Annotated in this window: 14 protein-coding genes; 7 read left to right on the top strand and 7 right to left on the bottom strand. The window is 36.9% G+C overall.

The window, feature by feature from the left end:
- Nucleotides 1-190: 190 nt before the first annotated feature.
- Nucleotides 191-922: a class II chromate reductase ChrR gene (gene chrR / locus MKY08_RS01650; RefSeq protein ID WP_069512950.1), complete on the top strand. Its 732-nt coding sequence runs from the start codon at nucleotides 191-193 to the stop codon at nucleotides 920-922.
- 206 nt (nucleotides 923-1,128) lie between these two features.
- Nucleotides 1,129-1,554, top strand: a complete 426-nt coding sequence (locus tag MKY08_RS01645) for a hypothetical protein (protein ID WP_069512951.1) — start codon at nucleotides 1,129-1,131, stop codon at nucleotides 1,552-1,554.
- 47 nt (nucleotides 1,555-1,601) lie between these two features.
- Here MKY08_RS01645 and MKY08_RS01640 read toward each other — a convergent pair whose 3' ends face one another.
- A complete protein-coding gene (locus tag MKY08_RS01640; protein WP_069512952.1) occupies nucleotides 1,602-3,281 on the bottom strand; it encodes a hypothetical protein in 1,680 nt (559 codons plus the stop codon).
- Nucleotides 3,282-3,472: 191 nt separating this feature from the next.
- Between MKY08_RS01640 and MKY08_RS01635 the strand changes: the two genes are divergently transcribed.
- The 3 genes from MKY08_RS01635 to MKY08_RS01625 all read left to right on the top strand — a co-directional run bounded on the left by MKY08_RS01635 (nucleotide 3,473) and on the right by MKY08_RS01625 (nucleotide 6,649).
- Nucleotides 3,473-4,123, top strand: coding sequence for a lysoplasmalogenase (locus MKY08_RS01635; protein ID WP_069512953.1), 651 nt, complete (start codon nucleotides 3,473-3,475; stop codon nucleotides 4,121-4,123).
- A gap of 71 nt (nucleotides 4,124-4,194) precedes the next feature.
- A complete protein-coding gene (gene pepT, locus MKY08_RS01630) occupies nucleotides 4,195-5,424 on the top strand; it encodes a peptidase T (RefSeq protein WP_069512954.1) in 1,230 nt (409 codons plus the stop codon).
- Nucleotides 5,425-5,674: 250 nt separating this feature from the next.
- Nucleotides 5,675-6,649 (top strand): multidrug resistance efflux transporter family protein, encoded by a 975-nt coding sequence (locus MKY08_RS01625; RefSeq protein WP_069512955.1) that lies wholly within the window; start codon nucleotides 5,675-5,677, stop codon nucleotides 6,647-6,649.
- 264 nt (nucleotides 6,650-6,913) lie between these two features.
- On the opposite strand, the gene MKY08_RS01620 is transcribed toward MKY08_RS01625, so the two are convergent.
- A complete protein-coding gene (locus tag MKY08_RS01620; RefSeq protein WP_069512956.1) occupies nucleotides 6,914-7,345 on the bottom strand; it encodes a DUF4395 domain-containing protein in 432 nt (143 codons plus the stop codon).
- Between the two features lie 117 nt (nucleotides 7,346-7,462).
- Between MKY08_RS01620 and MKY08_RS01615 the strand changes: the two genes are divergently transcribed.
- On the top strand, nucleotides 7,463-8,173 hold the full coding sequence (locus tag MKY08_RS01615; protein ID WP_069512957.1) for a Fe-S oxidoreductase: 711 nt from the start codon (nucleotides 7,463-7,465) through the stop codon (nucleotides 8,171-8,173).
- A gap of 56 nt (nucleotides 8,174-8,229) precedes the next feature.
- Here the strand turns inward: MKY08_RS01615 and MKY08_RS01610 are convergent, their stop codons facing one another.
- Together MKY08_RS01610 and MKY08_RS01605 are read right to left on the bottom strand one after the other, a co-directional pair.
- The gene (locus MKY08_RS01610; protein WP_069512958.1) at nucleotides 8,230-8,910 is read right to left on the bottom strand and encodes a benzoate transporter; all 681 of its coding nucleotides are present in this window, start codon (nucleotides 8,908-8,910) and stop codon (nucleotides 8,230-8,232) included.
- A 12-nt stretch (nucleotides 8,911-8,922) separates the two neighbouring features.
- The gene (locus tag MKY08_RS01605) at nucleotides 8,923-10,035 is read right to left on the bottom strand and encodes a dipeptide epimerase (protein ID WP_069512959.1); all 1,113 of its coding nucleotides are present in this window, start codon (nucleotides 10,033-10,035) and stop codon (nucleotides 8,923-8,925) included.
- An 82-nt stretch (nucleotides 10,036-10,117) separates the two neighbouring features.
- On the opposite strand from MKY08_RS01605, the gene MKY08_RS01600 reads away from it, so the two are divergent.
- Complete coding sequence (locus tag MKY08_RS01600) at nucleotides 10,118-11,362, top strand: hypothetical protein (protein ID WP_069512960.1); 1,245 nt, start codon at nucleotides 10,118-10,120, stop codon at nucleotides 11,360-11,362.
- Between the two features lie 182 nt (nucleotides 11,363-11,544).
- On the opposite strand, the gene nhaC is transcribed toward MKY08_RS01600, so the two are convergent.
- From nhaC to MKY08_RS01585, 3 genes are all read right to left on the bottom strand, one after another.
- Nucleotides 11,545-12,993: a Na+/H+ antiporter NhaC gene (gene nhaC, locus MKY08_RS01595; RefSeq protein WP_069512961.1), complete on the bottom strand. Its 1,449-nt coding sequence runs from the start codon at nucleotides 12,991-12,993 to the stop codon at nucleotides 11,545-11,547.
- A 277-nt stretch (nucleotides 12,994-13,270) separates the two neighbouring features.
- Complete coding sequence (locus MKY08_RS01590; RefSeq protein WP_069512962.1) at nucleotides 13,271-14,386, bottom strand: amidohydrolase; 1,116 nt, start codon at nucleotides 14,384-14,386, stop codon at nucleotides 13,271-13,273.
- Nucleotides 14,387-14,629: 243 nt separating this feature from the next.
- Nucleotides 14,630-14,773: a hypothetical protein gene (locus tag MKY08_RS01585; RefSeq protein WP_176723220.1), complete on the bottom strand. Its 144-nt coding sequence runs from the start codon at nucleotides 14,771-14,773 to the stop codon at nucleotides 14,630-14,632.
- Nucleotides 14,774-14,940 lie beyond the last annotated feature (167 nt).

Raw genomic sequence — 14,940 nt, 5'->3', positions numbered from 1 at the left:
ACTAAAGAGAACATTTAAGCTATATCTAACAATATATTTTACTTTACGAGGTATTTTTGTCCTAGCTCAAATTATTCAAAAATAGTTTTTTATAAATGATTTTAAGTTTTTTAAATTGAATTTTATTCGATTTTAGCGAAAAAGCGTGATATGCTCTTGGTATATTTAAGGGGAAAAGGAGAATTTTTAAATGGTGAAAGAATTATTACGTAACCACTCTTCAGTACGTATTTACGATGGAAATCCTATTTCTAAAGAAATTATTGAAGATTTAATTGCCACAGCACAGATGGCGGCAACCTCTCACTTTGTACAAGCCTATAGCGTAATTTGGGTAACAGACGAAGCAAAAAAAGAACAGCTCGGTTTGCTCTCTGGCAATCCACGTCAATACGAAACTTCGGGTGGTGCTTTTGTTTTTTGCGTAGACTTTAAACGTCTGCAAATGGCTGGGAAATTAGAAGGCGTTGATATTGTGGCAGACTCGGCTGAAAATGTCCTCGTTGGTGTAGCAGATGTTTCGTTATTCGCACAAAACTTTGTGATTGCTGCTGAATCAATGGGCTATGGCATTTGCTATATTGGGGGTGTACGTAACAAACCTGAAGAAATTAGCGAATTGTTGAATCTACCCGATTATGTATTCCCATTGTTCGGTTTAACAATTGGCGTTCCTGCACGACGCAATGAAGTGAAACCTCGCTTACCAGTAGCTGCTGTCCTACATGAAAATGAGTACAATTGTGAAAAATACGAGGAACTTTTACCAGCTTACAATGCAACAATGGAGGATTATTACAATAGTCGTTCCTCCAATCGTAAAATTGATAACTGGACAAAGCAAATGGCTGATTTTTTAATTGAACAACGTCGTCCTTTCATCAATCGCTTCTTAGCACAGAAAGGTTTTAATTGGAAATAACTTTTTCTTTATGGAGTTACTATCGTATGATAATAACTCCACTTTTTTTATATTTCGAACTATTATTTATAGCTTATGTAGTATTTTTGTCTTGCATGATCTGTTAAAATCAGGTACAAATTAAACGAAAAGACTCTTTCCTTTTCCTACCTTTCCATTAATATTAAATAGAAGAAGAACCTTATCTCGAAAGGAGTTATGCAAAAATGTCTTATGTTAATAAGCATCTTGCTCGTACCCTAGAACAACAACATAAGAGAAGTGTAAGAAGTTTATTTTTAAAAATACAAGACTTAAACAATGAGTGTGTACTTTTAAGAAAGAGGCTTGAACAACATATTGATATCAAACAATACAAAGAAGCTATTACCTACGTCGATCAATTCGTTTCCTATACAACCATTTTAAATTTAAAATTTGTCACGAATACACAGAACCTAGAAGTGGTTGTGCTACATGCACTTTTATTGGAGCATATGATAGAAAGTGAAACATCGATCTCTTTCGAATATGAAACGAATTTGTTACATGGTTATATTCAAGAGATACTGGCATTAAATGATCATGCCTCTACACTTTTTACAAATCATAAAGAAAAAATGCACCGTTACATTGAAACGCAAACTACATAAAAAAGACGATCAAGCCAACAAAGTGCATTGTGCTGATCGTCTTTTGTTTATTGTAACCCTTTAATAATGAGCGAGCGTACTGGTAAAAACTGCTCTCCTGTTTCACCATACGTAATAACTACTTCATCACCTTCTTGTAAATAAATCGCAAGAGGCTCCGTCTCTGCACTTACTGAATAATTTTCACCATTATTCAGTAAAAACGATACAATGGTAAAGTCACCTAGGCGTTCCTTATAAACGCGTAGTACTGTCCCACTTGCATTTTTCTCTTCCGCATTCGAACTACCTTCAACCGTACTTCCTCCACGACTAAGCGCTGTTTTATATAATTTCAACGCTTCTTTTGGTGTTGTTGCATAGGCGGAAATTTCAGGATTTGCTGCGGAAACGATGAAATAATTTTGTAAAAAGCCATTCGCATCGAGCACCGCTGTTAACCAACTTGCTTCTCCGTAAAAGTTATACAATACAGGCATTTCTCCTGCCCACTTTTTCTCAATAAATTTCTTTTCAATAATTTGCAGATTCCCTTGTGAATCCATATATGAAGCATCTTGATTTCCTGTATAATACGTCGATTCACCAGTTCGTGCATTCGTTAATGAGTAGCCCAGCATTGAATCCACGCCCTCTTTTGGACTCGTGAAGTCTGTGAAATAGTACATTTCGCCTTCCTCATTAAAGATCGGACTTACATTCGATTCAGTCCCTTCATCAGAAGGTAGTTTGACATCTTTTTTGCCAAACATACTATTCCAGTAACCATGCACATATTTTCCGTAATAGCTATTTTGTAAACTTACTGTCTCAGGTGAAACAGCCCCATCAATAAATGCTGGAACATCTGCTAATTTCACAATTTCAGATTTACCTGTCAATGCATCTACAAGGACAATCCCTTGTACATCAAAGCCATTTCGAGCAGATATAAACTCCCCGTACGAACGGATATAGTACGGTTTACCGTCATCATCAATTTCAAGCTGAACATCCCCATAGAAAATAAGGAATGGATGTTGTAAGCGCATGTGACGCTCTAAATTAGCATTTAAATAGGCAGAAGGAACATATTTCATTTCCTGTGCGATAAATTTTGGGTTATCCGCTGAGTCCGTCGCACTCATTGTAAAATAACCAGGTGTCGTTTTGCCGTTCATCCATTTAAAGAAACCTGAAAATTCAACAGGCGCAATATAAACATATTCACCATTTACCTTTTGGATTTGTAAACGTCCTAGTTCATAATAGCTTGTATTCGGTACTTGACCGAAAGCTTTTTTCATTTTATTGCGGACGAATTTAGGTGGAACACTCGCTGGCGTTTGTGTTTCATCAAACGGCTTGATTTCAACCTCTTCTTTCATTTCCGCAGATTTGAATTTATCGTTAGCATTCCATAGCGGTGCGGACAATACATACACGCCGACTAGTAAGCTTGCTAAAAATAAAACACCTTTCACTTTTCTTTCAATACCACTTGCAAGAAACGCACCACATAAAGTGAGTAGTATAATCACTGGCCAAAAAACAAGCCAGTTAACATCAATTTTTGTAACATACAGTGTAATACCTGATGCAATAAATCCTATCACAAAGACTCCGATAAAAAAGTAGCCAATTACTTTTTTCGATTGTCCATCTTCACGCTTTTTCGTTATTAGCGGTGTTAATAATACACTCGCAATAATTGCAATGACTGCAGAAGCTATCAATAGCTTAGTCATTTCATTCACCCTCTCCTCACTTACTGTCTTCTTATTTACGGTTACATACTAAAAAAGTTTCAAACATAAATTATATGGACACTTCTTCCCTTCTACTCTTTGGTGAAAGAAATTCTGAATAAAACCGCTTAATGATGAATAAAGGATTTTAAGCATCGATAGAGAATTTCAAAGAAAAGGGGCTGAAAAATTTGGAAAAAAAATTGTTGTTAACATGTATCATTGTGTTTGGTCTTTATTATATTTTTTTCTTCTCGCATATTGACCAAAGTGTAAAACTAATATTCAAAGTCATTCCAATGATTTTGTTAATATTTATGGCGATAACCCAAAAAGCACAGTCGATTAAAAAATATCAGCGATTCATTATTATAGGTCTAGTATTTTGTATGATAGGAGACTACACTTTACAATGGTTTCTGATTGGTCTTACAAGTTTCTTAATCGGTCATGTTTTTTATATCTTCGCCTTTTCAAGTACTAGTGAACAGCCAGTACCGACTTGGGCAAAAATCGGATTACTTCTATATGGTGCCGCAATGGCTATCTGGATTGCCAGTACCGTGTTTAAATCCGGAGAAACCGTACTTACTTTTGCAGTTCTTGCTTATATTTCTATCATTTTAACGATGGGCTGGACGGCTATTCGTACCGGTTCTCCCTTTGCTATTATTGGCGCTTTATTATTTATCACATCCGATTCCTATTTAGCGATTAATAAGTTTATCATGCCATTACCTTTTGCGCATGAGATTATTATGACAACCTATTATAGTGCGCAAATACTTATTGCATTGAGCATCCTTCAATATTCCGAAATCCGAAGTAAAGTGGTACAATGAAAGTGCCTGGCACTCAAACAATTCAGAATTGTTTGAGTGCCAGACACCTACAAAGGAGGCTGCATATACCTATGAAAGAACAAGTAATCGAGCGATTAATTCGCTACGCAAAAATCGATACACAATCCGACTTCACAAGTGAAACTACTCCTTCCACTCAAAAGCAATTTAATTTATTGCATGTATTGAAGGATGAATTGGCTGCAATCGGCTTAACAGACATTACACTAGATGACAATGGCTATTTATTTGCAACACTTGAAGCAAATACAGATAAAGCAGTTCCTACAATTGGCTTTTTAGCGCATGTGGATACAGCTACAGACTACACTGGTACAAATGTAAATCCTCAACGCATCGATCACTACGATGGCGGTGACATTCAATTAAACGAAAATTTAATCATGTCTCCAACTGAATTTCCTGAACTAAAAAATTATGTAGGCCAAACGCTAATTACAACAGATGGTACAACATTACTAGGTGCGGACGATAAAGCTGGCATCGCTGAAATAATGACTGCTATGGAATACTTAATAAATAACCCTGCTATTAAGCATGGTAAAATTCGCGTAGCTTTCACACCTGATGAAGAAATTGGCCGCGGTCCACATAAATTCGATGTCGCTGCATTCGGCGCTGACTATGCCTACACAATGGATGGCGGACCGCTTGGTGAGCTACAATTTGAAAGCTTTAATGCTGCTGGCGTTAAAGTAACAACAAAGGGAACGAGTGTACACCCAGGTTCAGCTAAAAATAAAATGGTCAACTCTATTACGATGGCGATTGCCTTCCAAAATGAAATGCCTACAGATGCAGTACCTGAAAAAACAGAAGGTTATGAAGGCTTCATCCATTTAATGGACTTCAAAGGGGCTATTGAACATACAGAGCTTTCTTATATTGTACGTGACCATGATCGTCAAAAATTCGAAGAGAAAAAGCAATTAATGCGAGATGCTGCTGCCAAAATACAAGCACAATTTGGCAAGGATGCGCTGACAATTTCTATCGAGGATCAATACTATAATATGGGTGAAAAAATCGAGCCTGTAAAAGAAATTGTTGACATTGCCCGTCAAGCAATGGAAAAATTAGATATTACTCCGAATACATTACCGATTCGTGGTGGAACTGATGGTTCTCAACTTTCCTATATGGGTTTACCAACACCAAATATTTTTGCAGGTGGAGAAAACATGCACGGTAAATTCGAATATGTCTCTGGTGAAACAATGGAAAAAGCGACACAAGTAATTCTTGAAATCGTGCAACTATTTGAACAACAGGGCAAGTAAGTTTAACTTTACTTCAAGCAATAAGAAATATTAAAAAAGAAATACTTTCTACAAAGTCTTTCAGATACTAAAATCCGCTTGGCTCCCAAAGGGCAAGGCACGATAAGCACAGCTTACGCAATGTCGTGTATTTACTTCCTTAGGAGGCAACGCGGATTTTTACTTACTATATAAACACCAGTGATTACTTATCACTGCCAAAATTAATGACTGAATTTTCGAATTACATAAAAGTTAAGGGTGATGAATTATGAAAGAAATTGCATTAGGCATCTTAGCCTCACTTTTTTTTGCGGTAACATTTATTTTAAATCACGCGATGGAAATGCAAGGCGGTAGCTGGCTCTGGAGTGCATCACTTCGTTATTTTTTCATGTTGCCGTTTTTACTAGCTATTGTCTTCTATCGTAAGGGCTTTTCACCGCTTACCAATGAAATGAAAAACAAACCAAGGGCATGGCTTCTATGGAGCTTCGTTGGATTTGTACTATTTTATGCACCACTTACATTCGCTGCAGCATTCGGCCCAGGTTGGCTCGTTTCGGGTACATGGCAATTTACAATCGTTGCTGGTGTCCTTTTAGCTCCCCTTTTTGTATCAGTAATCGCTGGAAAAACAGTACGTCAGAAAATCCCGTTAATTTCCTTACTTATTTCATGTGTAATTCTAGTTGGGATATTGCTTATTCAAGTACCACAGGCACAGTCTGCCCCAACTAAAAATCTACTGCTAGGGATTTTACCTGTAGTGATTGCTGCTTTTGCTTATCCACTCGGTAATCGAAAAATGATGGAAGTCTGCGGAGGGCGTATTGATACATTTCAGCGCGTGCTTGGTATGACCGTTGCTTCCATGCCTGCATGGATTATCATGGCGCTATATGCTGTTTTAACGGTTGGTCTACCTTCACTAAATCAAGTTCTACAATCGCTACTAGTGGGAATTAGCTCTGGTGTCATTGCCACCATTCTATTTTTTATCGCCACAGACCGTGTGCGCGAACATCAAGGCAAACTAGCCGCTGTGGAAGCAACCCAATCAACTGAAATACTATTTGTCATTATTGGTGAGGTGCTACTACTTAACATTGCCTTTCCTGATCCAATTGCCCTTGCTGGACTTGGCATTATTATTGTTGGTATGTTGTTGCATAGCTACTATACAATGGTACTTGGAAAAAAGAATATTGCCCAACAGACCTCCCCTTCTGAACAATCTTCGTAACATATGCGGGTGTTGCTAAAAAATAAAAAGGACGGCTCATTCATCGTAGGAATAAGCCGTCTAGAGATTTTACGTTCCCAAAAAATGAGGGGGGTTTTAGGAGCGCTTTATGAACTAGCAAACTTCTGGAGAAAAGTAGCTAAAGTTCATCCTCTCTACACTCGTTTTGTAGAGGAGGAATAATCTTTACAATGATAATGATAATCATTATCAATTAAATTGTCAACTACTATCTTTAAATTAACTTAAAAATTTTTCAAATAATTACAATGCCTTCTTAAGGGACCTTCTGTATTGCCACTGTTTTAGCTGAAAATGTAAAAAGCAACCGATACAAAAACCAGCAATAGCAACAGATGAAGCGATGGCTACCATTGTTGTAAATACATATCCTACTACATACCAGTTAAAGAAAAACCCAACGAATCCAGCAGCTAAACATATGCTAGCAATACTAGAGTTAAATTTTTGTTGTTGGGCGTCTTCAGGTATATAGGAAGCTGGTGCTTTTTTCAAAAATAGTTTTCCAAATCGTATAATGGGATTAAAATTACATAAAACACCAAGTAAATTAGCGACTAAAGGAATGACTAATATCCAAGCAAGCCCTGTTGCCCATGTCACTATGACAATTAACAAAATGGTCCATTGATTGAGTCGTACAAGTGGTCTTGGAATTGCATGTGGCAATGACATTTAAAAACCCACCTTTCAGATATGTTTAATGTATTTTACTATATTGCATTCCATTTGTGAAGTAAAAATGATTAATTTATAATTGATGTTAATGATTGAAAAGAAAAGGTGATGACAATGCCAGCTTTAACGATGGATCAAGTAAGACAATTGAATTCCTACAGTATATATACAACAGAACCAAAACGAACATTATTTACATTAGCTGATATACATAAAGACTTTTACCATCCCGATTTTTTAAACCTTATGATGGGCATTACAGATGCGGCAACGGAAACCGCAGCTATTTCCCATTTTGCACGTCGCTATGGTATGTTTTTTGCAATGCAGCTATATATGCTTGCTGCCTATGATGAAGTATGGGATGGAAAGCCAATTGAAATTCGTTTTGATGCGGCCAAGGAATTCAATAGCTTTACAGTTGCCATGTTTGTGAACCCCAATGATTGGCGTTACGTGGATGAAGATGAAAGACAATCTGTGATTGAAAAAATTTTATATGATGGGCATGTCATCGTTCAGCAACTGCGTAAAGTAACATCCATCTCTCCTTTAACCATTTGGGAAAATTTCTTTGGTTATCTACTTTGGCATTATCATCAACTGTTGTCTAACCCCGGCTTAGCAGATCAGGCAATGGAAGATATTGAGGCTTTAGAGAACCCTAAAACGTGGGCTCGTTTTTCACAAAAATCTTGGTGGGCTGACTATACTGGTGGTCAAAGCCCCACGAATTTAGTTAACGTTCCTGTCCGTATATCTTGTTGCTTTTCGAAAGATATTCCTGGCTTACTTGCTTGTGGATTTTGCCCACTAAAGAAATAAAAAAAAGCCTTTCCTCTCACACTGTGTGAAAGGAAGGCACTCCTTCATTTTAAATCCTATTTTTCATATAGTACGAACCAGTCATTTTGTTCTTCATACATGGCAGTCCCCGTATATCCCGCTTTTAACAGTTGCTGCTGCATGGCTGTATCTCCCATCAAAACAGCTTGTTTCTCAGTATAAACCGGTTGCCCCTGTTGTAAATCTTTATAGAAGATATATCGCAATTTATCAACGTACTTAATCTTCAAGCCCTTTATCACAAGCCCCTGTGAAAATTTATCTTTTAAGCTCGGTATATTATACGGTTTAACTGTAGAGCAAACATAATCGTAGCAATCCAAATCAATAGCGTTCATCACAACCGTTGCTAATGTTTTTTGTAATCCGTAGCCGCGATAATGTGGGGAAACATTGGATATCTCTTGATATAAAACACGATGGAACTGATCCTCTGGAATTCCGCAATCATAGCCAAGGTGATCGTTATCAATAGGTGGATTTAATAATGCTCGAAAGCCGATTAACTCATGCTCCACATATGCCCCAATCATCAAACCATTTCCCTGCAAAATGTACTCAAATTCTTCCGTCGTTAAAGGCTGTAAAATGCTTTGGTCTGGCAAAGTCTCGTAAACTTCTTGCTGTAACTTCTCAATCGCAGGTAAATGCTGAAGTTGTAATTTCGTAACATAAAAAGGCGTTTCTCCTAGCATTCCTTCATAAACTCTATCCATGTTAACGCCTCCTTAAGCTGTGACTATTGTTGAAAATTCACATAGTTCCTTAAGTACTGCTTCATCTACATCGACACCTAAGCCTGGTTTTTCTGTCAGACAAATGAACGGTACATCATAGTGTAAATTACCGATATCCTTCGAGAATTTAAGTGGACCTGTTAATTCTACACTAGTCATAATTTTTTTCGAGAATGCTACATGGAAACCAGCCGCTGAACCTACAGATGACTCAACCATTGAACCAATTTGACATTCGATACCTGCCATTTCCGCCATGACAGCTAATTTCATAGCAGGATAAATTCCACCGCATTTCATTAGTTTAATATTTACTTTATCTGCTGCACGTTTCAAAATAATTTCACGCATCTCACGTACGCCTCGAAGTCCCTCATCAATCATTAACGTGACATCAGATTTAGATTTAATTTCTACCATGCCGTCAATATCTTCACTATCAACAGGCTGTTCTAACCAATCAATATTTAAATCTTTTAGTAAACGTAAACCTTGTAAAGTTGTAGAGGCATTACCCCATCCTTGGTTTACATCTACACGAATAGCAATCTCTTCGCCTACACGCTCACGTACTGCTTTGATACGAGCAACGTCACGTCTAACTTCCGTTCCTACCTTCATTTTAAATGATTGATAGCCCATTTCTACGCGTCTAGCTGCTTCATTTGCCATTTCCTCTGGAGTGCCAATACTTAACACGTGGGTAATTGGGAATTTCTCATGATAGCGACCGCCAAGTAACTGATATACTGGTACTTGAAGCGCTTTACCAGCAATATCAAAACATGCAATATCAATTGCCGCTTTGGCAGCAGGCACATCCTTTACGATGTGATTCATTTTATCGTGAATTTTTTCAAAAGCCATTGGATTTTCTCCAATAATTGCTGGGACAAGTTGGTGTTTTAACACTGCATACGTACTTTCCCATGATTCACCTGTAACATGCTCATCAGGTACCGCTTCACCATAACCAACAATGCCTGTATCTGTTGTTATTTTCAAAATGATAGAAGGCATTGTATCATAAGTAGCATAACTAATAATAAAAGGATCGATAAGTGGTAATTGGATTGCAAAAATTTCTACTTGTTGGATTTTCATTTTATATCATACTCCTGTAATTTTATAGTTGTCGTTAATACGTCGTTAATTGCTTAAAAAATATAGAAAAGGAACGATGCCGATGCCTACAAAAATAGCAATTATATGTTCTAAAGCTTTTATGAAACGTATACTTAGTATCGCACAAAACATAGAGAATATTCAATTAGAATTTTACCTTTACAATCAGCCTTCCGAAGCACCGTCATTATTAAAACAAATTAAACCATGTGATGCTCTTTTACTCGGAGGAACATTACCCTATTTACATGCCCAATCATCCCTGGAATCATTGCCGATTCCTTGGAATTATTTAAAGCAAGATGAGGTAACCATTGCAACGACTTTATTATCACTTATTGCAAATAAAGCAATTTCTTTACAAAGGGTATCTATTGATGTCATGCACCCTATCTTTGTCGATAAGGTTCTATCAGAGATAGAATATACCGGAACAAAACCATATGTTCACCCCATTTGCATTACTGAATCATCAAAACATATTTTGAAAAAACATGTCGCTCTTTGGGAAGCCAAACAAATTGATTATGTTATTACAAGCATTCATAGTGTATTTGATGAATTACAGCTACAAAACATTCCTGCAATGCGCATGTTAGATGCAAAAAGTTCCATTATCCAATGTCTTGAAGAAACGAAATCAAGATCACTGCTTACTAAATCCGAATCGGCAAAAGCAGTCGTAGGATTTTTAGCTGTTCCTGAAAATAACAACCAATGCGCAGACATTGTACAGCAAATTACAGCAGCTATACGGGCAACATATAAAGAAATTACCCCTAATTATTATGAGCTTTATACAACAGCTGGACATTTACAAAATGCTCTCGACATGGAAAATTTATCGCACCTTATGCAACAAATAGGCACGCCATTTAGGCTCGCCTTTGGCTATGGGCACTCAATTTATGAAGCTGCTGAAAATGCTACATATGCATTAAAATTTTCCAAACCATATGAAATTTATATTTTAGATGAACATAAAAATCTTTTAGGTCCATTCCCAAAATCAGCAGGTAAACTCTCTTTAAAAACAAAAGATCCGTATATTTTACAAATGGCTAAACAGACAAGCTTAAGCCCGTTAAACATATCGAAAATTATTCAATTTAGTAGAGAACGACAATCTTCACAATTTACAGCGCAAAATCTTTCAGAATACTTACAAGTTACTCGTCGGACTACTGAACGTATTATCAAAAAATTAGTTGACCACGGCTATGCTAACATTGTTGGCGAAGAAATGACTCATCAACAGGGGCGACCACGTACAATTTACGAATTAAATTTTGCTACCTATTCATAAAACTGACAAACCCCATCACAACACGTTCCTTGGCGAACAAGCACCTTATCTCATGGTATACATCATGATTACAAAGTCTCGTCTTGCCAACAGTTAGCTACGTGATGGGGCTTGCCCTCTTTGGCTTTATTAAGCACTATTCTTCAGAGTATTCCCTCTATTTGAGCAAAACCCGTTCTAATTTAGTCTGCTACGACCATATTATTCATATCATTTTCTTGCGCTTCTTTTTTACGTTGATTTGCCTCTTCAATTTCTTCTGGTGTCATCTTAACAATGGCAAATCCGACATAACCATAAATAATTGAAATAATTGGTACGACAAAGTTTAGTATTGCATAAGGTGCATATTCCATTGCACTAACACCTAACGTTGCTAATATAAATACACCACAAGTATTCCAAGGGAAGAATACGGATGTTAACGTTCCCCCATCTTCAAGCGCACGCGATAAATTTTTCGAATGCAAGCCACGGTTTTGATAAACGCCTGCAAACATACGAGAAGGTACAACAATCGAAATATACTGCTCTGAACATGTTGCATTTGTTGTAATACATGCCGCAATTGTTGAAGCAATAAGGCTGCCTGTAGATTTAGCAAATTTAACAACGACATCCATCAGTGCTTTTAACATGCCTGAATATTCTAACACCCCACCGAATGTCATGGCTACAATCGTCATTGAAACCGTATACATCATTGAATCTAAGCCACCACGATTAAAGAGCTCGTCCACCATTTCATTTCCTGTCGAAATAGCGAATCCTTCTTGTAATGCTTGGACAGCCATCGTTGGCGACCCACCTTGCACAAAAATTTGTAATAAGAAACCTGAAATAATCCCAATAATTAATGCTGGTATTGCAGGAACCTTTTTTGCCACCATGACAATAACGCCAACTGGGACAAGTAATAACCATGGAGAAATCACAAAGCTTTTTTCCATCACGTCTAGCGTAGTCAGTATTTTTTCAGAATTCATGGCTACGTCAGCAAAACTTCTTCCCATAAGCCCAAATGCGACAAGTGTAATAATTAATGCAGGTATTGTCGTATATAGCATATGTTTTATATGGTCAAACAAATCTGTATTTGTTAAGCCTGCAGCTAGATTTGTTGTATCCGATAAAGGTGACATTTTATCACCAAAATATGAACCTGAAATAACTGCTCCTGCAATCATCGGTGCAGGAATCCCCATACTTAAACCGATACCCATACCAGCAACACCGATTGTTGCCATTGTTGACCATGAGCTACCGATTGCTAGCGAAACGATTGAACATAATAGCAAAATCGTTACTAAAAACCAAGCTGGCGAAATTAACTTTAAGCCGTAAAAAATCATGGTAGCAACGACTCCACCACCGATCCATGCTCCAATTGTCAAACCTACTAAAATGATAATGACAATGGCTGGAAGTGCTAGGCGAATACCTTTATACATCATTTCCTCTATTTCCATCCACTTAAAGCCATGTTTTTTGGCAACAATTGCTGCCACAATTGTTCCTACAATAAGTGGCACGTGTGGACTTTGCTCTAATATAACTACTGTCACTAGCATTGTCGTTATCATTATTGCAAAAGTCAGGAGCGCCCAACTTGCACTAATATCCTTTTTCATTGTCCCATCCCCTTTTTTTGCACCCAATTATAAATTTGCATTTCATCAGTGCAAATATATTTTTACGATTTTTAGCTTAATATTCAAAAAATATAAAGTCAACGCAAAAATTTTATGCTTCTATAGCAATTCTGAATATTAAAGGGCAAAAAAACGCTTCCAAATAGCAATTACAAACCATTCAAAAACGCGTATTTTTATGCATTTCTTCCCAAAAAGCAAGGAAAAAGAGGCTCTATCCAACGTGTAGAGCTTGGATAGAACCTCTTCAAATTACCTATTTATGGATAGGCTTTTTTTCTAATACACACGCAAGTACTTTCGATGCGTCTATTAATGCACTTCGTTCAAAAGTCATTTTTGGATGATGTAACCCAGGAACTAAATTAGCACCAATGCCAATCATTGTCGCTTTTAGTTCGGGTTTTTTGACTGTATAAAAATGAAAATCATCGCTACCTGGTGTTGTAATTTCATCAGCCAAAAATTGCTCTCCGAGTGTTTCTAAAATAGCATTTTTAGCCATATCAGCAGCAATTGGTGAAACCTCTGCACCAGGTGTGAAATCGACCCATTTCCAATTCATTTCAATTTCAAACTGCTGTTGGATTGATTTTAGTCCCGATTCAATGCGGCTTCGAAGTAATTCTAACTGATGGTTATGTTGCGCCCGAATATCCATTGAAAAGCTAGCACTACCTGGAATAATATTCGTACTGCCACCATCTGCGATAATCTTAGTTAGTTTGGCAGAGTGTGGCTCAAATGGAGACAAATGAATGCTATTTAACATTAATTGTATTGCCATAATGACATCAATCGCATTTTTACCTTGATGCGGTCTTGCACCATGAGCATCAATGCCATGAATTGTTCCATCTAGAAAATAAGCTGCACCATGATGGATAGCAGGTGAAACCTTTCCTAAAGGCAACTCTTCAATCGGTCTCAAGTGAACACCAAATAAATGCGAAACATCGTCAACTGCTCCACGCTCAAATGCTGCACAAGCACCATTTCCTACTTCTTCAGCAGGTTGGAAAATAAATCTGACACGATGTTGCAGCGGTCGATCTTTAAGCAATAATAGCGCTCCTAGTACCATTGTAATATTGGCATCATGACCACAGGAGTGATTCGCCTGCCATTTCCCATCCACTTCTTGCCATAACGCATCAATATCTGCACGAACTGCTACAATCTCATCGCCTGTACCAATTTCAGCAATTAACCCTGGTACATCACCTAATAAACGGTAAGATACGTTTAAGTCATCTAAAATAGATGCAATTTTCTTAGTCGTTTCATACTCCTTCCAACTTACTTCTGGATAATTATGAAAATGTTCAAACCATTGATACATTGATTCTTCTAACATTGCTGCACTTGTCATAACCACACCTCGATATACCTTTTTTTCTCCCCCATTATACATGAAAGCTTTTTAGAAAAGTATATATGAAATTAGTACTATATCCATTTTAAAATCATATAACTTCATAATAAAACGCTTCAACACTTCATATTATTTTATGTAAACTTCATAAAAAGGTGACAGTACTATACTTTTATGCAATAGTAAAAGGCTGTGTTAAAAGTATCGTTCCACTTTTAGCACAGCCTTTTTGAAAATACGTTATAAACTTGAAAAAAAACCTTCTGGATATTCTTCATATTGGATTTGATTTGTTTGCTCCTCCATATTTTGGTTTGATGTCAGCAATTCCACCTCTTGATCCATCAAATACGTTTCAAATTTCGAGTTTAACAATTGTTCCATTCAACGTCACCCCTTCTTTAATTGAATTTTCTGATAATTTTATTATATACTAACTTTTTATTAAAAATCAATAAATAATACTCATTATGCATAATATGTATATATTTCATCTCTTTTCTAGATAAGATAAACTTAAAATAATTTCGAATACACAATAATATTCATCC

The sequence above is a fragment of the Lysinibacillus sp. FSL M8-0337 genome, assembly GCF_038593855.1.
Taxonomy (GTDB): domain Bacteria; phylum Bacillota; class Bacilli; order Bacillales_A; family Planococcaceae; genus Lysinibacillus; species Lysinibacillus sphaericus_D.
This window is presented reverse-complemented; position numbering and strand designations above follow the sequence as displayed.